The following is a 20531-nucleotide window of genomic DNA, read 5'->3' on the forward strand; positions in this document are numbered from 1 at the left end:
GTGCGCGGGGTGGATATGTGTCCGCCGGAAGCCGGCGGAGCATTCAAAAGCAATAACGCGGCCCTCGCGCTCAAGCAGCGAGTGACCGCGTCACGAGCGCTAGCGCGCCCCGCTTAGATGTAGCGACGCAGCGAGCGGGTCAGTTCGCCGGCGCCGTTCTTCTTGACGGCGGGCTGGTAGGCGACGCGGGCGTGTTCGACGCAGTAGACGCCTTCCGAGGCGCGACGGCCGCAGAAGCTGAACTCACGCGAGGACGGGTCGCCGATCGGCCATTTGCACATATGGGCGCCCAGCGTCAGGACCGTGGCGGTGCCGGGCTGTTCGACAATGGCGGGCAGGGGCGTCGGCGCGACCGGGGCGGCGACGGGGCGCGGCTGAACGGCCTCGATCCGACGCGGGGCCGAAGGCTGGCCGTAGTCCTGCTTGGGCGGGGTCGTCCGGGTCTTGGCCGGGCGGAAGGCGGTGGTGGTGGTGCGCGCCGGCTGCGACGGGGTCGCGCGGCCCGACAGGCCCAGACGGTGCACCTTGCCGATCACGGCGTTGCGGGTGACGCCGCCACCCAGCTGTTTGGCGATCTGGCTCGCCGACTGGCCTTCCAGCCAGAGCTTCTTCAGCGCGCCTACGCGATCTTCGGTCCAGCCTGCGGTCATCTCGCCCTCCGGGGGGATCAGGATTCAATATGTAGTGGCGAACCCCTCCTCCAGAGCCCGCTACCTACCACCAATCGTAAACGAGCGGTTAACAGACGCAAGATGTGCGAATCAGTCCGTCCACAGAAACCAGATGTTGAATCGGTGTTATGTGGGCGTTCCTCACCACGGCGCAGCCGTGGGGAGGGGAACCGCCCGCGTTTTCGCGGGTGGTGGAGGGGTTTCTTTGCCGGGAGCGGATGCGGTCTGGCCGAGGCAAGGAAGCAAGAACCCCCTCCGTTCACGGCGCTGAAGGAGCGCCGCGCCACCTCCCCAAGCTTTGCTTGGTGAGGACATTGCGAAACCGCTCCTGAAGGCGCATTTCCCGCCTCATGACCGATCTCGCCTCCACCCGCCCCTCCGGACTGCCGACGCCCCGCCGCTATGACGGGGTCAACTGGGTGGGGGTTCAGACCCTGTACCTGCGTGAGGTGCGGCGCTTCTGGAAGGTCGGGGCCCAGACGGTGGCGGCGCCGGTGGTGACCACGCTTCTGTACATGCTGGTCTTCGTCGTGGCCCTGAAGGGGTCGCGGCCGCCGATCGACGGCACCCCCTTCGCCGAGTTCGTGGCGCCAGGCCTGATCATGATGGCGATCCTGAACAACGCCTTCGCAAACGCCTCGTCCAGCCTGATCCAGGCCAAGATCATGGGCACCTCGACCGACTTCCTGACCCCGCCGCTCAGCCCGCTGGAGCTGACCATCGGCTTCTCGCTCGGCGCCGCGACGCGCGGCATCGCCGTGGGTCTGGTCACCGCCGTCTGTGTCCTGCCGTTCGCGAAGATGGGCGTGACCAACGTCCTGGCCATCGTCTACTTCGGCCTGATCGCCTCCCTGCTGATGGGGATGGTCGGGGTTCTGGCCGGGCTGTGGTCCGAGAAGTTCGACCAGCTGGCGGCGGTCCAGAACTTCGTGGTCATGCCCATGACCTTCCTGTCGGGCGCCTTCTATCTGGTCCAGAACCTGCCGGGGCCGTTCGCGACCATCAGCCACTTCAACCCCTTCTTCTATCTGATCGACGGCTTCCGCTCGGGCTTCATCGGCCATGCCGAGGGCAGTCTGTGGATCGGGGTGGTGATGACCGCCGTCCTGACGGTGGTGATGGCCGTCGCCAACTGGCTGGTGTTCCGCTCGGGCTGGCGCCTGAAGAGCTAGAGCAGATTGGGCCACGCGATGGCGTGGACCTGATCCTTGCCGGGGACGGCGGCCAGAGGCGGGGTCGAGAACAGGCTCGCGATGGCCGGATCGCGCACATTCAGCCCGCCGGTGAAGGCGCCGAAGGCCGGCAGGATGATGCGGCGGCCGTCGGTGATGAAGCAGGGCTTCCTCACGCCCCGGCCATAGGCGGCGACCCGGGCCGAGGGGTGAAGGTGTCCCGCCACCTCGCCCGGCTGATCGCCCGGCATGGGTTCGTGCACCAGTCGTAGGGCGCCGAGGTTCAGGGTCTCGATGACCGAGCCGGGCAGGCGGTCCAGATCCGCCCCCAACGCCTCCCGGTCGTGATTGCCCTCCAGCCACAGCCAGTCGCGGCCGAAGGCCATCCGCTCCAGCGTCTCGCGGTCGCTGTCGGCCATGCGCGGAATGGAGCGGCGGTCGTGGAAGCTGTCGCCCAGGAGGACGACCCGGCCGGGGTTCAGCGCAGCGATCTCGGCTTCCAGCCGGGCGAGGGTGGCGGCGCTGTCATAGGGGGGCAGCATCTGGCCGCGCACGGCGAAGGCCGAACCCTTCTCCAGATGCAGGTCGGCGACGATCAGGACGTCGTGCTCGACCACATGCATGGCGCCCGAACAGCGCAGCACGCAGCGCTCGCCGGCGATCCGCACCGCCAGTCCGCCGCATCCGCTCCGCCTCGGCGCCAGAACCATTCGCCACTCCTCGACTCTTGCCGCCGCCGTCACGCCGCCCCCTGTAGCTCAGGCGGGGCGTCGTCCATGACCTCGGCGATCAGGGCCTCGGCGGATTCCTTCAGGATCATGTCGGCCGCGTCGCCCCCGCCGACCCGCTCGCGGCCGATGACCACCAGAACCGGAACGGAGAAGGGCGAGGGACGCTCCAGCGCCTTCGTGCGGATCTGACCCGAGATGCGCGTCAGCAACTGACCCAGTCGCGCCACATCCAGCAGGCCCGCCGCCGCATCGGCCCGGGCGGTGCGCAGCAGAAGGTGATCGGGCTGGTGGCGGCGCAGGACGTCGTAGATCAGGTCGGTCGAGAAGGTGACCTGACGCCCCGTCTTCTCCTGCCCCGGCTGGCGACGCTCGATCAGGCCGGAAATGAGTGCGCAGTTGCGGAAGGTGCGTTTCATCATGAAGCTCTCCTCCAGCCAGCTCTCCAGATCGTCGCCCAGCATGTCGGGCTGGAACAGGTCGTCGTAGTCGAGGTCGCCGCCGTCGGCGGTCGAGGTCATCGGCTTGATCGACCAGATGGCGATCGAATAGTCGGTGCAGACGAAGCCGAGCGGCCCGACGCCGGCGCGATCGAGCCGCCGGGTCAGCAGCATGGCCAGGGTGTTGTGAGCGAGGCCGCCCTCGAACGGATAGGCGACCATGAAGTGGCGATTGCCGCGCTGGAAGGTCTCGATCAGCATCTGGTCCGCTGTCGGAATGGCCGACTTCGCCTCCTGCAACTCCAGCCATTCCTGCACGTCGGGCGGCAGGACGCGCCAGTGGTCGCGGTTCTGGATCAGGTTGCGGACCCGGTCGGCCAGAGAGGTCGACATCGGGAATTTCGACCCGCCCCAGGACGGGATCTTGGGGTCCTTGTCCTGGGCGTGGGTGACGAGGGCGTCGGTGCCCGAGATGCCCTGGAAGGCCCAGATCTGGCCGGCGAACAGGAAGGTGTCGCCGGGCGTCAGCTGTTCGAAATACCACTCCTCGGCCTCGCCGACCTTGCGGCCCCCGACCAGCTGTCTGGTCGCCCCGGCGCCGCGGCGCGAAGCGATGCGGACGTTCAGCGTCCCGGCCGCGACGATGGCCCCGACGTTCATGCGGTGGCGCTGGGCGGTGTCGGCGTTCCTGACCTTCCAGCGGCCCTCGCGGTCCTTCACGATCCGGGCGAAGCGGTCATAGGAGCGGAGCGCATAGCCGCCGGTGGCGACGAAATCGACGACCTCCTCGAACTGCTCATACGGCAGGTCGGCATAGGGGCCGCAGGATCTGATTTCCTCGTGCAGGTCTTCCAGCCGGAAGGGCTCGGAACAGGCCAGACCCATGATGTGCTGGGCCAGGGTGTCGAGGGTGCCGGTGTGGTGTGGCTCCCAGTCGAAGGCGTTCTCGGCGACGGCCTCGCGCGCGGCCTGACACTCCAGCATCTCGAACCGGCTGGCGGGCACCATCAGGGCGCGCGACGGCTCGTCCAGCCGGTGGTTGGCGCGGCCGATGCGCTGGACGAGGCGCGATGCCCCCTTGGGGGCGGCCAGCTGGATGACCAGATCGACGTCGCCCCAGTCGATGCCGAGATCGAGCGTCGAGGTGCAGACCACGGCGCGCAGGTCGCCCCGCGCCATCGCCGCCTCGACCTTGCGGCGCTGCTCGGCGGCCAGCGAGCCGTGGTGCAGGCCGATGGGCAGATTGTCGTCGTTGATCTCCCACAGCTGCTGGAACACGAACTCCGACTGCCAGCGGGTGTTGACGAAGATCAGGGTCATGCCCGAGCGCTTGATGGCGTCGTAGACCTCGGGGATGGCGTGCTGGCCGGTGTGGCCGGCCCAGGGGACGTGACCCTCGGAGACCAGCACGTCGACGACGGGGGGGGCGCCGGGGTCGCCACGAACCAACACGACATCATCGGGTCCTTCTCCCCTTGCGGGAGAAGGTGGCTCGCGAAGCGAGACGGATGAGGGGTCGTGCTGTCCTGAAAAGTCAGCGACTGGTTCGTCACCGGACAGATCGGTGTGACCCCTCATCCGCCCCTCCGGGGCACCTTCTCCCGCAAGGGGAGAAGGGAAGTGAGGGCGGAGCCAATCTCTAATCAAATCGGGATCGTCGATGGTCGCGCTGAGGGCCACGCGCCGCATTCCCGGAGCGAATTGCTGGAGCCGCGCGATCCCGAGCGCCAGCAGGTCGCCGCGCTTGCCGCTCCAGATGGCGTGGACCTCGTCGAGGACGATGCATTTGAGGTCGGCGAAATACGCCCGCGCCCCGTCCCAGGCGCAGAACAGGGCCAGCTGCTCCGGGGTGGTCAGCAGGATGTCGGGCGGGAAGTCGCGCTGGCGCTGCTTCTTGGATTGTTTGGTGTCACCGGTGCGGCTCTCGACATGGATGTTCAGCCCGATCTCGCGGATGGGCGTCATCAGGTTGCGCTCGACGTCGGTGGTCAGGGCCTTGAGCGGCGAGATGTAGATGGTGTGGATGCCTGAGCCCGGACCAATGGCCGGACGCGGCCCGCGCTCGGCCAGTTGGATCAGGCTGGGCAGGAAGCCGGCCAGGGTCTTGCCGCCGCCGGTCGGGGCGACCAGCAGGGCGTGCTGTCCGGCGACGCCCGCCGCGATCATCTCGGCCTGATGTCGGCGCAGGGACCAGCCACGCTGCGCGAACCAGTCGGCGAACAGGGGCGGCAATGTCGCGGCGGTCGGCGTCACCCGGGACCTATAGCATGTTCCCGTTCCGTTTCCCTAGTGGGGCTTGTCGGGAGACTTCGCCTCGAGCCAGGCGATGCGGCGGTCCATGTCGGCGACGACCTCCTGGAGGCGGGCCTTCTCGGAGGCCATGTCGACGGGCGTGCCGTCCTCGTAGTTGATCTGGGCGCCCTTCTCGATCAGGTCGAGGCGGAAGAGGGCGGTGACCCGCTGGGCCTTGAAGCGTTCGAGTTCGCTGTCACTCATTTGGCCGCCGTCACGACGATCTCGACCAGATAGTCGGGCGAGGCCAGCTTGGCTTCCGAGGTGGCGCGGGCCGGCGGGTTGGCGGGGTCGACCCAGGCGTCCCAGACGCTGTTCATGGCGGCGAAATCGGCGATGTCGGCCAGCCAGATCGTGGCCATCAGGATTTTCGACTTGTCCGACCCGGCGAGGTCCAGCAGGCGTTCGATCTCGAACAGGCAGGTCTTCGTCTGGGCGACGACGTCCTCGCCGGGTTCGCCGACCTGACCGGCGAGATAGATGGTGTCGCCGTGGATCACGGCCTCGCTCATGCGGGCGCCGGGTTCGAGATGGGTGATCATGGCGGGGCTCCTGAAGGTTTGGCCCCGCCTCTAACGCACTATGGCCGCTGCAGGAACCGGATGGCGGTCATGACGTGGGCGCGAACGCCGACGGGCAGGACGCTTTCGTCGACGTCGAAGCCGGGCGAGTGGTTGGGGGCGGCGGTGGCCGGGTCCTCGCCGACCTTGGTGCCGCCGAGGTGGTAGAAGACGCCCGGGATCTGGCCCTGGAAGTAGGAGAAGTCCTCGGCGACCGTGGTCGGGGGGCTGGCCGGATTGACGTTTCCGGCGCCCGCCGCCTCCTCCAGCACCGGGGCCAGCCAGGTCGACAGGGCCGGGTCGTTATAGGTCAGGGCGGCGTTCTGGCGGATCGAGAAGTCGGCGGTCGCGCCATAGATGCCGGCGACATGGTCGATGGCGGCCTCGGCCCGTTTCACCAGATCGTCGCGCGAAGCGATGTCGAAGGTGCGCAGCGTCCCCGACAGCGTCGACTGGTCCGGAATGATGTTGTAGCGGACCCCGGCGTTGATCGTGGAAATCGTGAAGACGGTCGGATGGACGGTCGGGTCCAGGGTCCGGGCGGTCAGGGTGTTGATGGTCTCCACCACCTGGCTGGTCGCCGCGATGACGTCGACGCCGCGCCAGGGCCAGGCGCCGTGGGTCTGTTTGCCGTGCAGGACGATGTCGATGCGGTCCGACGCCGCCATGAAGCCCTGCGGTCGGTAGAACAGGGTCCCGGTCTTTCCGGGCACGACGTGGATGCCGAAGATGGCCTCGACCTTCGGATTGTCGAGCGCGCCCTCCTTGATCATCAGGGCCGCGCCGCCCAGCGGTTCTCCGGGAGGGGCACCCTCCTCGGCGGGCTGGAAGATGAAGACGACGGTCCCCGGAATACGGTCCTTCATCTTCGACAGGACCTCGGCGGCGCCCAGCAGCATGGCCATATGGGCGTCGTGGCCGCAGGCGTGGGCGACGGGCACGGTCTGGCCCATATAGGTCCCGGTGGCGGTCGAGGCGAAGGGCTCGCCCGTCGCCTCCTGCACCGGCAGGGCGTCCATGTCCGAGCGCAGGGCGACGACGTGATTGCCCGGCAGGCCGCCGCGCAGGACGGCGATCACCCCGGTCTTGCCGACGCCCGTGCGGACCTCCAGCCCCATGGCCCTCAGGTGTTCGGCGATATAGGCGGCGGTATTGACCTCGGCGAAGCCCAGTTCGGGGTTCTGGTGCAGGTGGCGGCGCCATTCGATGACGCTGGGGTTGATCTCCGCCGTGGCCGCCGCGACGTCGGCGGAAAGGGTGTCCGGCGCCGCCGTCTGGGCCTGAACCGCCCCCGCTGCCAGAGCCAGCGCCGAGGTCAGGGCGAACGACGTCAGGCGGGATTTCAGGCGGGTCATGAGCTTCTCCGGGAGGGACGGCCGATCATGAAGCTTCGGCGACGCGATGCGCAAGGCGCTTGCGTCCGTCTCGCGAGTCAGCGATCTCCGGAGCATGGCTGACAAACCCATTCAGGTCGCAAAGACGCAGTGGAAGGACGTCGTCCTCGTCTGCAAGAAATGCTCGAAGAAGCTGGACGGCGGCTTCGGGCCCGAGGGCGACCAGTCGCTGAAGAAGGCGCTGAAGCGCTATCTCAAGCCGCCCAAGAGCGCGAAGGCCGGCAAGGGGCGCAAGGCCGAGCTGACCGTCAAACACACCGACTGTTTCGACGTCTGCCCCAAGAACGCGGTCATCGCCGTCAACGCCGCCAATCCCAAGGCCCTGCTGATCGTCCCGGTCGGCGCCGACCTGCTGGAGGTCAAGGCGCGGCTGGGGCTGAATGACGGACGGCGGACAAGACCTGACCTCACCCTGATCGGGAGCTAGGCGGCCGTGTCCATGCCGCCCCGGTCCCCCGCCTTCATCATGCTGTGCGCGGTCAGTCTGATCGCTTCGGCCGGGAATATGGCGCTGCAGGCGGTGCTGCCGGCGATCGGGCGGCAGTTTCATCTGGCCGATACGCTGGTCGTCGGGGTCTTCGCCATCTCGGCCCTGATGTGGACCCTGACCTCGCCGGTCTGGGCGCGGCTGTCGGATCGGCTGGGGCGAAAGCGCGTCATCCTGATCGGCATGGCGGGATTTAGCGCCTCCATGGCCGGGTTCGGCCTGGCCGCCACCTCGGGGCTGGAGCACTGGCTGGGGCCGGTGATGGCTTTCGTCCTGATGGCGGTGGGACGAACCATCTATGGCGTGTTCGGCTCGGCCGCCCCCATCGCCTCACAGGCCTATGTCGCCGACCGCACGGCGCCGGAGGAACGGACCCAGGCCATGTCCCTGCTGGCCTCGGCGCAGGGGCTGGGCACCGTCATCGGTCCGACGCTGGCGCCCCTGCTGATCCTGCCGGTCGTGGGGCTGGCCGGGCCGATGTACGTCTTCGCCGCCGTCGCCGCCGCGGCCTTCGTCTGGGTGGCGCGCAAGCTGCCGAGCGGGGGCGTGACCCGCATCCCCTCGCCGACGGGCCAGAAGGATCATGACGGAAGGGGTCTGTGGAAGGACGCCCGGGTGCGGGACTTCCTGATCTACGGCCTGCTGGTCACGGGAGCCCAGGCGATCAACATTTCGGTGCTGGGCTTCCACGTCATCGACGAGATGGCGAAAACGGGACTGACCACGCTGCAGGCCCAACCCTTCATCGCCACGGCCATGTTCGCCGGGGCCGCCGCGACCCTGATGGTGCAGTGGGGGCTGATCCCCCTGCTGAAGCTCGAGCCGCGCGCCCTGATGCGCTGGGGGGCGGGAATGGCGCTGGCGGGCAATCTGCTGAGCATCTTCGCGCCCGGTTTCTATGGGGTGGTCGTCGGCTATGCTGTGGTGTCGATGGGCGTCGGCTTCGCCCGGCCGGGCTTCACGGCGGGCGCCTCCCTGGCAGTCGGACCGGCCGAGCAGGGGGCGGTGGCGGGACTGATGATGTCCATCGCGGGGATCAGCTATCTGGTCCCGCCGGTGGTCGGGGTGGCGCTGTATCAACTGGCCGGGTTCGGGCCGTTCGCGGCCAATGCGGCGCTGCTTGTTCTGGCCTTCCTGATCTGCCTGACCAGCGCGGCGCTGAGGGCGGCGGCGGTCTCGACCGGGGTCGGGGCCGAGGCGGTGTCCGAGCCGCCCGCCTCCCAGCCGGGTCCGGAAGGCAATCGGTAGACGCGACATCGGACCCGTCTTCCCTCCGTCGGGCCGTCGTGCCACAGACCGGAAATGGACAGTTCGACACGCATCGAAAACCGCATCGGGGTGCAGGCCACCTCGGACACGATCTGGAGCCTGGTCGGCGATCTGGCGACCTGGAGCAGCTGGAACCCGATCGAGACGGGCGCCGAGGGCCGCATCGGCTATGGCGGCTCGATCAGCCTGACCGAGGCCATTCCGGGGATGCCCGAGCGGCAGGTGATCGGCAAGGTCGGCGACTGGCGCCCCTACGCCCAGCTGATCTGGCACGAGCGGCGCGGCTGGCAGTTCAACGCCATGCGCTATTTCGAGATCGAGGAGTTGGTGCCCGGCAACTGCATCGTCGCCAACGGCGTCTGGTTCGGGGGCTTCCGCGGCGAGTTCTTCCACGACAAGCACCGCAAGGCGATCAAGGAGGCCTATATCGGCGTCGGCGAGGCCCTGAAGGCGGCGGCCGAGGCGGTCGAGGCGGGCTGAGCCGCCTCCGGGCGAGCGCCTAGTGGCTCTTCGCCATCGTGTCCTGGATATTGATGATCGCCGGACCCAGGATCACGACGAACAGCACCGGCAGGAAGAAGACGATCATCGGCACGGTCAGCTTGGCCGGCAGGGCGGCGGCCTTCTTCTCGGCGGCGGACATACGCAGGTCGCGGTTTTCCTTGGCCATGGTGCGCAGCGCGGCGCCCAGGGGCGTGCCGTACTGTTCGGCCTGGACCATGGAGGTGGTGACCGCCTTGACCCCGGCGTGGTTGGTGCGCTTGGCCAGCCCCTCATAGGCCTGACGGCGTTCTGGCAGGTAGGAGAGCTCGGCCGAGAGCAGCGACAGCTCCTCGGCCAGTTCGATGGAGGAGCCGCCGATCTCCTGTGAGACCTTCTGGATGGCGCCCTCGATCGACATGCCGGATTCCACGCAGATCAGCAGCAGGTCGAGGGCGTCGGGGAAGGCCTGCATGATCGACTGCTGGCGCTTGGCGATCATGTTGGAGAGATAGATGTTCGGCGCATAGAAGCCGATCACCGCCGCCGCCATCGTCGCCGTCACTCGCGCCATCAGGGGCAGGCCGAAGTCGTTGAAGATGAACAGGTAGAAGCCGACGAAGGCGAAGAAGATGAAGGGCGAGGCGAAGCGGAAGAAGTAGAAGCGGTTGAGCGGCTTGGGTCCGCGATAGCCGGCCTGGGCCAGCTTTTCGATGACCTTGGGGTCTTCCAGCATCTTGGCCAGGTTCAGCTTCTCGACCACGTCCTTGTGGAAGCCGGCGTCGGTGTGACGCAGGCCGCTGTCCTTGGCCATGGCCTGACGCGAGCGGCGCTTCAGCTCGTCGCGGCGCACGGCGACGGCGTTCATCCGGTTCTCGAGCTTGGCCCCGCCGCCGAAGGAGGAGAGCAGGGTGAAGAGGGTGGCGAAGGCCAGCACCCCCACGAGGATGGAGAGCAGGTTCTGCGGGTTGGTGAGGAAGGCGACCATGATCTTTCCCGCCTAGAACTTGAACGCGATCATCTTCTTCATCACGAAGACGCCGGCGGACATCCAGAGCCCCGCGCCCAGCAGCATCACCTGACCGCGCGGGTCGGTGAACAGCAGCATGATGTAGGCGGGGGTGGTGATGAAGACGAGGCCCATGACCACGGGGGGCAGGGAGCCGATGATGCCCGCCGAGGCCATGGCTTCGGAGGACAGGGCCTTGATCTTTTCGGCCATCATCCGGCGGGCGCGCAGCACGGTGGTCAGGTTGGACAGGGCTTCGGCCAGATTGCCGCCGGTCTTCTGCTGGATGGCGATGACGATGGAGAAGAAGCGCAGCTCCGAGGTCGGCATCCGCTCGTACATCTTGTCCAGGGCCTGTGGCAGGGTCAGGCCGACGCCCATGCCCTCGACCAGGGTCTGGAACTCCGGGCCCAGCGGGGCAGGGCTCTCGCGGGCGATGATCTTGAAGCACTCGTGGACCGGCAGGCCCGACTTGATGCCGCGCACGATGACATCGACGGCGTTGGCGAACTCGCCCGAGAACTTCTTCATCCGGCCCTTGCCGATGAAGCCCACGACCCAGCGCGGCAGGCCGGCGCCGAGGATGACGGCGGCGCCCAGGGCGATGAAGATATTGGCGCCGAGCAGCAGCGGCAGCAGCAGGCCGAAGACGCCCAGCACAGCGCTGATGATCCAGAAGGTCTTGATGTTCAGGGTCAGGCCGGCGTGCTTGAGCTTGGCCGCCATGGTCATTCGGGCCTTGCGTTCCTTGCGGTCGGCCTCTTTCAGCTGATCGACGATCTGCTTGCGGCGCGCCTCGGGGGTGTTGCTGGCGGCGGCTGCGGCCAGCTTCTTGGCGTTGGCCGGGCTGCGTTGACCCAGTCCTTGCGCGCGCTTCAGGGCGGCGGTGGAGGAATCGTCGCCGCCGACGAGCGCCCAGCCGAGACCGCCGATGGTCACGAAGGCGAGGATGGCGGCGAGAATGGGCAGCATGGCGTGAACTCTACTCCGCCGCGTCGAGGGCTTCGGCCAGCTCGCGTTCCAGGCCGTAGTAACGGGCGCGGTCCCAGAAGCGCGGGCGGGCGATGCCGGTTGAGCGGTGACGGCCGACGACCTTGCCGTGCTCATCCTCGCCGGTGATTTCGTAGACGAAGAGGTCCTGGGTGACGATGACGTCGCCTTCCAGACCGACCACCTCGGTGATGTGGGTGATGCGGCGCGAGCCGTCGCGCAGGCGGGCGGCCTGGACGATGACGTCGACCGAGCCGGTGATCATCTCGCGGATGGTCTTGGACGGCAGGCCATAGCCACCCATGGTGATCATCGATTCCATCCGGGCGAGGGCCTCGCGCGGGGAGTTGGCGTGCAGCGTGCCCATCGAGCCGTCGTGGCCGGTGTTCATGGCCTGCAGCAGGTCGAAGGCCTCGGGGCCGCGGACCTCGCCGACGATGATGCGTTCGGGACGCATCCGCAGGCAGTTCTTGATCAGGTCGCGCATGTGGATGGCGCCCTGGCCCTCAAGGTTCGGCGGCCGGGTTTCCAGACGAACCACGTGCGGCTGCTGCAGCTGCAGCTCGGCGGCGTCCTCGCAGGTGATGACGCGCTCGGTGGGGTCGATGAAGGCGGTCAGGGTGTTCAGAAGCGTGGTCTTGCCCGAACCCGTACCGCCGGAGATGACGACGTTACAGCGGCAGGCGCCGATGACGCCCAGGACGCGGGCCCCTTCCGGGCTGATGGAGGCGTACTCCACCAGGTTCTTCATCGTCAGCTTGTCTTTCTTGAACTTCCGGATCGTCAGGGTCGCGCCGTCGATGGCCAGAGGCGGGGCGATGACGTTGACGCGGCTGCCGTCGGGCAGGCGGGCGTCACAGATCGGGGAGCTTTCGTCGACGCGGCGGCCGACCTGGGACACGATCCGCTGACAGATGTTCATCAGTTGGGTGTTGTCGCGGAAGCGGACGTTGGTCAGCTGGACCTTGCCGTTGACCTCGATGAAGACCCGGCCGGCGCCGTTGACCATGATGTCGGCGATGTCGTCGCGCATCAGCAGCGGCTCGAGCGGGCCGTAGCCGAGGACATCGTTGACGATGTCCTGGACCAGATGCTCCTGCTCGGCGACCGACATGGAGACGTTCTTGATCGCCACCAGCTCGGCGACGATGTCGCGGATCTCTTCCGACGCCGCCTTGGTGTCCAGCTGGGCCAGCTGGGACAGGTCGATGGTGTTCATCAACGCATTGAAGATGGTGGTCTTCGTGGCGTGATAATAGTCGCTCTGCTCGCGCACGATCTCGGCGACGGGCTGGGCCTTCTTCAGCTGTTCGAAGCCGGCGGTGGCCCGGGGGCCGGGGCCGCCCGAGGTCTTGGGCGCGGGAGCCGGAGCGGCGGGTTTGGGACGCGCGGCCAGGGCGTCGAGCCGGTCGGGACCGGTCGGGGTGGCGGGCGCGCCGCCCGGAGTCTGGGCGAAGCCGGACGGGGCGGGCGCCGCGTCGTCGGCGTTGAAGGCGAAGGCCTGGGTCTGGACGCCCTGCTGCGGCTGGCCGCCGAACGCGGGCGCGGCCTCAGCCGGCTGCGCCATGGGTTGCCCCATGGGCTGCAAGGGGGCCGAGGGTCCGGGCTGGCCTGTGCGCTTACCGAACACGGCGGATCAGCGCTTCTTGAACATGGCGCCGAAGAGCGACTTGCTCTCCGGCTTGGCCGAGGCAGACGCGGCGGCGGGTTTGCCCTTGGGACCGGCGATCTGCGGCAGTTCGCGGCGCGAGACGATCTGGGCCAGGGTCTGGAAGGCCTCGGCGGCCTTGGTCTTGGCGCCCGAGTCGATGATCATCTGGCCGTTGTTGGCGGCGGCGCCGAACAGTTTGGCATCAAACGGGATGATCAGGCTGGGATGGACGCCCAGAGCGGCGCCGAAATCCTTGGCCGGGATCTCCGGACGGCCGGGCACGCCGACCTGGTTGAGCACCAGCCGCGGGGGGGCGTCGTTCGGACGGCCCGACTTGATCAGATCGATCATGTTCTTCGCATTGCGAAGCGAGGCCAGGTCGGGGGTCGCGACAACCACCACTTCATCGGCCGAAATCAGCGTCTTGCGCATCCAGCCGGACCACAGGTGCGGCAGGTCCAGCACCACGAAGGGGGCGGTGGAGCGGATACGGCTGGTCACCTCCTCGAAGGCGTCGGGCGAGATATCCCAGTCGACGTCGAGGGTGGCGGGGGCGGCGAACAGCGACAGCTTGTCGGTGACGCGGGCCATCATCCGGTCCAGCAGGGTGGCGTCCAGGCGGTCGGGCTGGCCCAGGGCGTCGGCGACCCCGTTCAGCGGATCCTGGTTGAAGTCCAGGCCGGCGGTGCCGAAGGGCAGGTCATAGTCGACGATGACGGTGTTGGCGCCGATCCGCTCGGACATCGCATAGGCGGTGTTATGCGCGACCGAGGAGGCGCCGGCGCCGCCGCGCGCGCCGACGAAGGCGATCGAGCGGCCGACGAAGGGCTGGGCCGGGTCGGCGAACAGGCCGCCGATGGCCGCGATCAGCTGCAGGGGCTGGACCGGGGCGACCAGATATTCCGACACGCCACGGCGCATCAGCTCGCGGAACAGGATGATGTCGTTGGTCGCGCCGACGACCACGACCTTGGTGCCGGCGTCGCAGACCTCGGCCAGGCTGTCGACCTGCTGGAGCAGGGTGTGGGGGTCCGCCAGGCATTCGACGATGATCAGGGGCGGGGTGGGCTCGTGGTGGTAGGTCTCGACGGCCGCGGGGACGCCGCCGACGCGGATCTGGGTCGTGGCGCGCGACAGGCGGCGGTCCTGACCGGCGCGCTCGGCGGCGGCCAGGGTGTCCTGACGCTCGGCGAAGACGTGGATGGCGATGCGCGGCACGGAGACTTCGGCGGCCATCGATGACGGGCTGAGCGCCGACATGGCGTCGGCCATCATGTCGCCGACCGGATTGAAGCCGGAGGCGGCGACGGGCATCTGGCCGCTGACCGGCGCGTCCTGGGGCGCATAGGCGGGCGCGGCCGGCGCCGGCATGGGGGTCATGCCGGCCGGAGCGGTGAACTGCAGCGGCTCGCGCGCGTCGGGGCCGCCTGCTTGAGGCGCGAATTCGGCGTCGAGATCGAATTCGTCCTCGAAGGCTTCGTAGCTCCGGGGGGCGAAGGCGTTACTCATGATCGGATCAATTCACCGCCTGCGAGACCCGCCGATTCGCGACGAGTTCCTCCTGGGGGGCCGCGGTGGCTTCGCCTTTGCGGTAGTTGTCGAAGACGACGGACCGACGGCCGCTGTCCGATGGGGTCATGCCGCGCGGCGCGACGATGTCGCGCGGGTCGGCGATCTGGGCCGCCAGATTGGCGGTCACGGCGCAACCGAAATTGGCCGAGCCGTTGTTGCCGTTGGTCCGGCTGAGGTTGCCCCAGTAGGTTCCGCATTGCGGCACCGCGGCCCGGACGGTCTCGAAGCCGACCAGCACCGGCGCACGGGGATCCGGAGCCTGGTAGCCGACGACCTGGATCGCGCCGACGGGCGCGCCGCGGGCTTCCAGCTCGGCCTTGACCCGCCAGGCGAAATCCGCCGAGACCGGGTCGCCGCCCGACGGGGCCTCGATCCGGAGAACGGTCGCGCCGGCGATGCCGAAGCGGTTCGAGACAGCGGCGAGGGCGTTCTGCTGGTTGGCCGAAAGCCCGTCCTCATGCACGGACAGGGCGATGCGATCGACGTCGGGCTCGACCTGAAGGGTGAAGCGCGAGGTCGGGTTCAACGGCGTCGGGCCCGTCCCGCCCGCCGGACCGCCCATGCAGGCGGACAGGGTCAGGGGAAGAGCCAGCGCCAGGGCGGCGGTCGTGAGATGGAAACGGTTCATCTGCGCCTCACTCGATCACATAGCCGACCGGGCCCTGCCATCCCGCGCCGTTGGCGGGGGTCGGCGCCGGGGTGCCGTAGGCCTGGTTCAGCTGGCCGAACAGGTTGGACTGGATGTCGGTGGCGATCCTCAGGCCGTCGGCGGGCGTCTGCATCTGGCCGGGGGTGGTCGGTCTGACGATATAGGGCTCGACGATCACGACCAGTTCGGTCTCGCCGCTCAGGAAGTCGCGCGAACGGAAGAGGGAGCCGAGGACGGGCAGGTTGGTGACGCCGGGCAGGGAATCGATCGTCTGGGCGGTGTTTTCCTGCAGCATGCCCGCGATCATCATCGAGCCGCCGCTGGGCAGTTCGACCGTGGTCTGGGAGCGCCGCACCTTCAGGCCCGGCAGGGTGATCGAAGAGGCTGTGCCGGCGCCGATCGTCAGGCCGCCGTCATTGGCCAGTTCGGAGACCTCGACCGACACCTGCATCGAGATATTGCCCGCCGAACGGACCACCGGGCGGAAGGCCAGGCTGACGCCATAGGGCTTGTATTCGACGGTGATGGCGCCGTCCTTGTCACGGCCCGTCGGAACCGGGAACTCGCCGCCGGCGAGGAAGGTGGCGCTTTCACCGTTGACCGAGGTCAGGTTCGGCTCGGCCAGGGTGCGGATCAGGCCGACCCGCTCGAACGCCTGCATACAGGCGCTGGCGTTGTTGCCGGTGACGGTGCTGTAGGTCGAGCTGATGGCGTTCTGGAGGGTGTTGGTGATCGTGTTGCCGGTGACCGCGCCCACCACCGTCCGCACCAGGCTGTTGAGCGCCGAGGTCGAGGCCGTTGCGGGGTCGGCGGCGGCTTGCGACAGGGCGTTGCCCAGCTGGTTGATGCTGGCGGGGTTGCTGGTGCTGGTGACGGTCGTGCGCAGATAGTTGGCTGCGGCGTCGCCGGACAGGGTCGCGGTGGTTCCGTTGGCGTTGCTGACCACCAGCGTGCCGGGCGTGGCGTCGTTGAAGGTCAGGATTCGCCCGTCCGAGGTCGTGAGCGAGGTGCCCAGGTCGGTCGTCGTGGATCCCGTGATGTTGCTCAGGGAGCTGGAGCTCGAGGCGCCGCTCTGGTTGCTGAAGTTCGTCGTGCGGGCGCCGGTCTGGCCGTAGCAGGCGCCGCCGCCGCCCAGGGATGAGCCGTTGACGCCATAGGTGTTGGCGCGGCCGAAGCTGATCGACTGGGAGCCGGAGTTGAAGATCACGTCCGACGAGAGACCCAGCTGTTTGGCGGTGCTGCGCTGAACCTCGGCGACACGGACCCGCAGCGTCACCTGGTCGGAGCCGGCGACGGTCAGCATGTTGATGACCTTCTCGGGCGCCGAGACGAAGGCGCGGGCCAGCTGGACGATGCGGTCGGATTCGGCGGGGCTCGTGACCATGCCGGTCAGGACGATGCTGTCGTTGAGCGCCTCGGCATGGGCCTGGGAGCCCGGGGCGACGCGGTCGATGGTGTCCTGAAGGGCATAGACGCCGGCGTCGACGCGGATGCGCAGCGACAGGATGGTGCGGCCGGCGGCGTCCAGGAAGACGGCGTCCGTCTGGCCCGGGGCCACGCCGATGATGGTGTAGCGCCGCGAGCTGTGGGTCAGGGCCTCGGCGACCGCCGGGTTGGAGACGATGGCGTCATGGGCGTCGGTCGGCAGGTCGATGGCCATCGACGAGCCGCGCGGCAGGTTGATCAGGCGCGGGGTCGAGCCGACCTGGACCGTGGAGCGGCCACCGGCGTCGGCGGGCGCGGCGAAGTTCTGGGCCGAGGCGGCGACCGGCGCGAGGGCGGTCAGACCGGCCGAGGCCAGGATCGCCAGCAGGCGTGCGGGCTGTTTGATGGGGGGCATGAGACGCTTCATTGGACCACGACCACTTCGGGAGCGCCGCCGCGGAAGATGCGGACGGCGGCGGACTGACGCGGGGCCTGGACGCGGCCCGACGGTCCGGCGGTATCGGCGTAGGATCGAAGGACCAGCGACAGCTCACCCTCGGACTTGGCGAGCGCCAGGGCCTCGGCGTCGGCGGGGCCGACCTCAAGCGTCGCCGTGGCGCCGACCACGGCCTGTTCGTCGTCGCCGGCGCGGGTGGTCTGGTCGATGGCCAGGATCTTGATGTTGCGCATGACGGTGGACGAGGCGAACTTGGAATCCTGACCGGCGTTGTCGAGGTTCGACAGGGAGGTCTGACGCGTCAGCAGGACGTCGACCCGGTCGCCGGGCAGGATGAAGCCGCCGGCGGCGGTCTCGACCGTCACCCGGATGGCCATGGCCCGCATACCGGGCTCCAGATAGGCGGCCAGATAGCCGCTGTCGCCGGCGCGGACGATCTTGCGCGCGACGATGGGCTCTCCGGCCAGAATGGGTTCGCGCACGACCGAGCCGATGTAGTCGGCCTTGGCGCCGCCGGTGGCGACGTCATTGGCGGCGCGGGCGACGGCGGCGATGGCGTTGTTGGGCTTGGCGTTCGCCGCGGCCGGCGCGCCTTCCAGGGTTCCGGCGGCGGCCTTGGCCTGGCCGGCGGTCGGCGGGGCGGGAATGGGGGTCGTGCCGTCGGTGATGAAGGCCGGATTGACCTCGTCGACGGGCCAGTCCTTCCAGGTCAGGTCGCCGTCTTCCAGGCGCTTGCCGGGATCCAGATCGCGGGCGGCGACCAGGACCTTGGCCATGGGTTTGGCCTCTTCGACGGGCGCCGAGGCGGCGGCGACGGCGACCGGCTTGCCGGACGAGCCCATGGCGCGCACGACGAAGGCCAGGCCGATCGCCGCGGCGGCGGCGATGCAGATGACGGCGATACGAGCGGGCTTCATCGACGGTCTCCGGCGCAAGCGGGCGACACGGAATCGGTCCCCACCGAGGTCGCGCCGTTAAGAAGAATGAAGGCCACCTGTTAACGAGCGCCTAAATGGCGCGTTTTCGTCGAAACTGTCCGACGGCGTACCGGCGGCCCTGCGTGATCGGGGCGCTCAGCCGGCCGCGAAGGTGGTCAGGAGCAGGCTGGAGGGGAAGGCCATCAGGGCGCCGACGCAGATGGCGACGCCATAGGGGATGTCGCCCTTGGGCTCGAGCAGATGGTCGACCCAGCCGGGCGCGCCGTGGACATAGGGGCGCAGCTGGGCGCGGGCGAACATCAGGGTCAGGCAGAAGACCCCGCCCGCGACGCCGGTCCAGAGAATGAACATGGCCGAGCCCGTGACGCCCAGCCACAGGCAGACGGCGGCCATCAGCTTGGCGTCTCCGCCGCCGATGACGCGCATGGCGAACAGGCCCATGCCGACAAACAGGGCGGCCACGGCGACGCCGAAATGGGCGAGGACCGTCATGGGAGACAGGCCGACCATGAAGGCGGCCGGGAAGAAGCCGAGGATCAGCAGGCCCGAGATCCAGTTCGGGATCGTCATGGTCGTCAGGTCCCGCAGGCCCGCCGCGATGGTCAGGCAGGGCAGGATGCTGAGCAGGAGCAGGGTCACGGTGTCCATGAGGGCCACTATCCCGATCTGGCGTTAAGGCCGGGTTTCGCTTGTCTGCGGAAGGGGGTCAGGCCCCGGTGCCGCCCATGCCGGTGGTGACCGCCTGGAATTTGGTGCGGATGGTCGTGCCCAGGGTGGTGACGGCCGAGATGATGACGACCGCGATCAGAGCGGCGATCAGCCCGTATTCGATGGCCGTGGCTCCGGTCTCGTCCTGGACGAAGCGGGCGATGAAACGGGTCATGGCGAAAATCCCTGAAATACCAAGGCAGACTAGGGTGGTCCGGCTTAACGGCTTGTGTATGCGGGTGAAAAAGCAAAGGGCCGGGGCGTTTCCGCCCCGGCCCTCGCCGGTTTCAAGACCTCAGGCCTCGGCTTAGGCGCCGGTGCCGCCCATGCCGGTCGTCACGGCCTGGAACTTCGAGGAGATGGTGGTGCCGAGGGTGGTGACAGCCGAGATGATCACGACGGCGATCAGGGCGGCGATCAGGCCGTACTCGATCGCGGTGGCGCCCGACTCGTCCTTGGCGAACTTCGAAATGAACTTGGTCATGGTGATATCCCTTTGAAAAGCGGTTTTGCGAGCAACAGATCGATGGGGGGAGACCGGTCGCCCGCTTGACCCCCAAACGCACGGTCAACATGCGCCCAAGCAGTTAAGAGTGCGTCGTCGGGATTGGTTACCTGCGTGTTTACTGTAAAAAAGTTCCCGAAGGGCGGGGCCGGCATCCGCGATCGAAGGCGCGGCGGGGCCGGCCAGATCCGTATGACGCGCAAAGCAAAGGGCCGGGGCGTTTCCGCCCCGGCCCTCGCCGGTTTCAAGTGTTTGGGAGGGCGGCTTAGGCGCCGGTGCCGCCCATGCCGGTCGTAACCGCCTGGAACTTCGACGAAATCGTCGTGCCGAGCGTGGTGACGGCCGAGATGATCACGACGGCGATCAGAGCGGCGATCAGGCCGTACTCGATGGCGGTCGCGCCGGATTCGTCTTTGGCGAACTTCGAAATGAACTTGGTCATGCTTGTCTTCCTTTTGGCAGCGAGCTGTTTTGGTATCCACCGTGGGACCACCGGTTTCGCCCGCTGGATCCCCCATTCACGAGATCAATCTAACGCGTGGCCGTTAAACGCAAGTAAAACGAATTCAGACTTTAGGTAGAATGATATAGTTAGCGAATATTTACTTGAAACCGGAAGTTTCAATCGCATCCGCTGTTTCAGACTTTGTTGAGATTTCGCGGGCATGGTCGCGCTCGGCCTCACGCGCGGGGCCGCGCAGGATATATCGCCATGATCGTCACCCCCCGCCGTCTCGCGTCCGTCGCCGCCGTCATGGCCCTGGCGACCGCCGGCGCCGCCCTCGCCCAGTCGGCGCCGATGAACCTGGCCGTGGACACCATGCAGCGGGTTTCGGTGCGCGGCTCGATCAGCTCGGTCATCGTGGCCAACCCCCAGATCGCCGATGCGACGGTGGTGGACGCCAACACCCTGTTCGTCACCGGCAAGGGCTATGGCACCACCCAGGTCACCGCCGTGGACGCCATCGGCCGGGTCCTGTTCCAGAACCAGATCGTCGTGACCGGCGGCCAGTCAGGCTCGGTCCGCGTCTGGCGCGGCGCCCAGGTCACCGAAATGGCCTGCGCCTCGTCCTGTTCGCCCAGCATCCGCTCGACCGGCGAGGGCGCCGCGGCGACCCCGAACCCCTGATCGCC

22 protein-coding genes are annotated in these 20531 nt (G+C 68.1%); 5 read left to right on the plus strand and 17 right to left on the minus strand.

The features are described 5' to 3' along the window. Nucleotides 1-113: 113 nt before the first annotated feature. The gene (gene gcrA, locus ACW172_RS09835; protein ID WP_492034866.1) at nt 114-650 is read right to left on the minus strand and encodes a cell cycle sigma 70 cofactor GcrA; all 537 of its coding nucleotides are present in this window, start codon (nt 648-650) and stop codon (nt 114-116) included. Nucleotides 651-1021: 371 nt separating this feature from the next. On the opposite strand from gcrA, the gene ACW172_RS09840 reads away from it, so the two are divergent. Beyond that, on the plus strand, nt 1022-1843 hold the full coding sequence (locus tag ACW172_RS09840; RefSeq protein WP_492034867.1) for an ABC transporter permease: 822 nt from the start codon (nt 1022-1024) through the stop codon (nt 1841-1843). Here the strand turns inward: ACW172_RS09840 and pdeM are convergent. From pdeM to ACW172_RS09865, 5 genes are read right to left on the minus strand one after another with little or no spacing between them, the layout of a single operon-like run. Continuing rightward, nucleotides 1840-2553: a ligase-associated DNA damage response endonuclease PdeM gene (pdeM, locus tag ACW172_RS09845; RefSeq protein WP_492034868.1), complete on the minus strand. Its 714-nt coding sequence runs from the start codon at nt 2551-2553 to the stop codon at nt 1840-1842. The genes ACW172_RS09840 and pdeM overlap by 4 nt on opposite strands. 29 nt (nt 2554-2582) lie before the next feature. After that, a complete protein-coding gene (locus ACW172_RS09850) occupies nt 2583-5264 on the minus strand; it encodes a ligase-associated DNA damage response DEXH box helicase (protein WP_492034869.1) in 2682 nt (893 codons plus the stop codon). A gap of 33 nt (nt 5265-5297) precedes the next feature. Further along, nucleotides 5298-5507 carry a hypothetical protein gene (locus ACW172_RS09855; protein ID WP_492034870.1) on the minus strand — a complete coding sequence of 70 codons (210 nt, stop codon included), beginning with the start codon at nt 5505-5507 and terminating at the stop codon, nt 5298-5300. Beyond that, nucleotides 5504-5845 (minus strand): RidA family protein, encoded by a 342-nt coding sequence (locus ACW172_RS09860; RefSeq protein ID WP_492034871.1) that lies wholly within the window; start codon nt 5843-5845, stop codon nt 5504-5506. The genes ACW172_RS09855 and ACW172_RS09860 overlap by 4 nt, the downstream gene beginning before the upstream one ends. A 38-nt stretch (nt 5846-5883) precedes the next feature. Continuing rightward, nucleotides 5884-7218 carry an amidohydrolase gene (locus tag ACW172_RS09865; RefSeq protein ID WP_492034872.1) on the minus strand — a complete coding sequence of 445 codons (1335 nt, stop codon included), beginning with the start codon at nt 7216-7218 and terminating at the stop codon, nt 5884-5886. A 94-nt stretch (nt 7219-7312) separates the two neighbouring features. On the opposite strand from ACW172_RS09865, the gene ACW172_RS09870 reads away from it, so the two are divergent. The 3 genes from ACW172_RS09870 to ACW172_RS09880 are packed head-to-tail and all read left to right on the plus strand — an operon-like array spanning nt 7313 to nt 9493. Then, nucleotides 7313-7684, plus strand: coding sequence for a hypothetical protein (locus ACW172_RS09870; RefSeq protein ID WP_492034873.1), 372 nt, complete (start codon nt 7313-7315; stop codon nt 7682-7684). A 12-nt stretch (nt 7685-7696) separates the two neighbouring features. Then, nucleotides 7697-8992: an MFS transporter gene (locus tag ACW172_RS09875; protein WP_492034968.1), complete on the plus strand. Its 1296-nt coding sequence runs from the start codon at nt 7697-7699 to the stop codon at nt 8990-8992. 54 nt (nt 8993-9046) lie between these two features. Further along, nucleotides 9047-9493, plus strand: coding sequence for an SRPBCC domain-containing protein (locus ACW172_RS09880; RefSeq protein WP_492034874.1), 447 nt, complete (start codon nt 9047-9049; stop codon nt 9491-9493). 19 nt (nt 9494-9512) lie between these two features. Here ACW172_RS09880 and ACW172_RS09885 read toward each other — a convergent pair whose 3' ends face one another. The 11 genes from ACW172_RS09885 to ACW172_RS09935 all read right to left on the minus strand — a co-directional run bounded on the left by ACW172_RS09885 (nt 9513) and on the right by ACW172_RS09935 (nt 19839). Then, nucleotides 9513-10481 (minus strand): type II secretion system F family protein, encoded by a 969-nt coding sequence (locus ACW172_RS09885; RefSeq protein WP_492034875.1) that lies wholly within the window; start codon nt 10479-10481, stop codon nt 9513-9515. Between the two features lie 12 nt (nt 10482-10493). After that, the gene (locus ACW172_RS09890; protein ID WP_492034876.1) at nt 10494-11474 is read right to left on the minus strand and encodes a type II secretion system F family protein; all 981 of its coding nucleotides are present in this window, start codon (nt 11472-11474) and stop codon (nt 10494-10496) included. Between the two features lie 10 nt (nt 11475-11484). Next, complete coding sequence (locus ACW172_RS09895; protein ID WP_492034877.1) at nt 11485-13071, minus strand: TadA family conjugal transfer-associated ATPase; 1587 nt, start codon at nt 13069-13071, stop codon at nt 11485-11487. Between the two features lie 57 nt (nt 13072-13128). Beyond that, complete coding sequence (locus ACW172_RS09900) at nt 13129-14652, minus strand: CpaE/TadZ family protein (protein ID WP_492034878.1); 1524 nt, start codon at nt 14650-14652, stop codon at nt 13129-13131. Between the two features lie 7 nt (nt 14653-14659). Next, on the minus strand, nt 14660-15343 hold the full coding sequence (locus ACW172_RS09905; RefSeq protein ID WP_492034879.1) for a CpaD family pilus assembly protein: 684 nt from the start codon (nt 15341-15343) through the stop codon (nt 14660-14662). A gap of 7 nt (nt 15344-15350) precedes the next feature. Next, on the minus strand, nt 15351-17204 hold the full coding sequence (locus ACW172_RS09910) for a type II and III secretion system protein family protein (RefSeq protein WP_492034880.1): 1854 nt from the start codon (nt 17202-17204) through the stop codon (nt 15351-15353). A gap of 8 nt (nt 17205-17212) precedes the next feature. After that, entirely contained in the window at nt 17213-18163 is a 951-nt protein-coding gene (gene cpaB / locus ACW172_RS09915) for a Flp pilus assembly protein CpaB (RefSeq protein WP_492034881.1), read from the minus strand. 156 nt (nt 18164-18319) lie between these two features. After that, a complete protein-coding gene (locus tag ACW172_RS09920; RefSeq protein ID WP_492034882.1) occupies nt 18320-18832 on the minus strand; it encodes an A24 family peptidase in 513 nt (170 codons plus the stop codon). 58 nt (nt 18833-18890) lie between these two features. Then, the gene (locus ACW172_RS09925) at nt 18891-19067 is read right to left on the minus strand and encodes a Flp family type IVb pilin (RefSeq protein WP_492034883.1); all 177 of its coding nucleotides are present in this window, start codon (nt 19065-19067) and stop codon (nt 18891-18893) included. Nucleotides 19068-19199: 132 nt separating this feature from the next. Then, entirely contained in the window at nt 19200-19376 is a 177-nt protein-coding gene (locus ACW172_RS09930; RefSeq protein ID WP_492034884.1) for a Flp family type IVb pilin, read from the minus strand. A gap of 286 nt (nt 19377-19662) precedes the next feature. Further along, a complete protein-coding gene (locus tag ACW172_RS09935) occupies nt 19663-19839 on the minus strand; it encodes a Flp family type IVb pilin (protein WP_492034884.1) in 177 nt (58 codons plus the stop codon). Nucleotides 19840-20109: 270 nt separating this feature from the next. Between ACW172_RS09935 and ACW172_RS09940 the strand changes: the two genes are divergently transcribed. Beyond that, on the plus strand, nt 20110-20526 hold the full coding sequence (locus ACW172_RS09940; RefSeq protein WP_492034885.1) for a pilus assembly protein N-terminal domain-containing protein: 417 nt from the start codon (nt 20110-20112) through the stop codon (nt 20524-20526). Nucleotides 20527-20531: the final 5 nt, after the last annotated feature.

Source organism: Brevundimonas sp. ALps5, assembly GCF_058681645.1.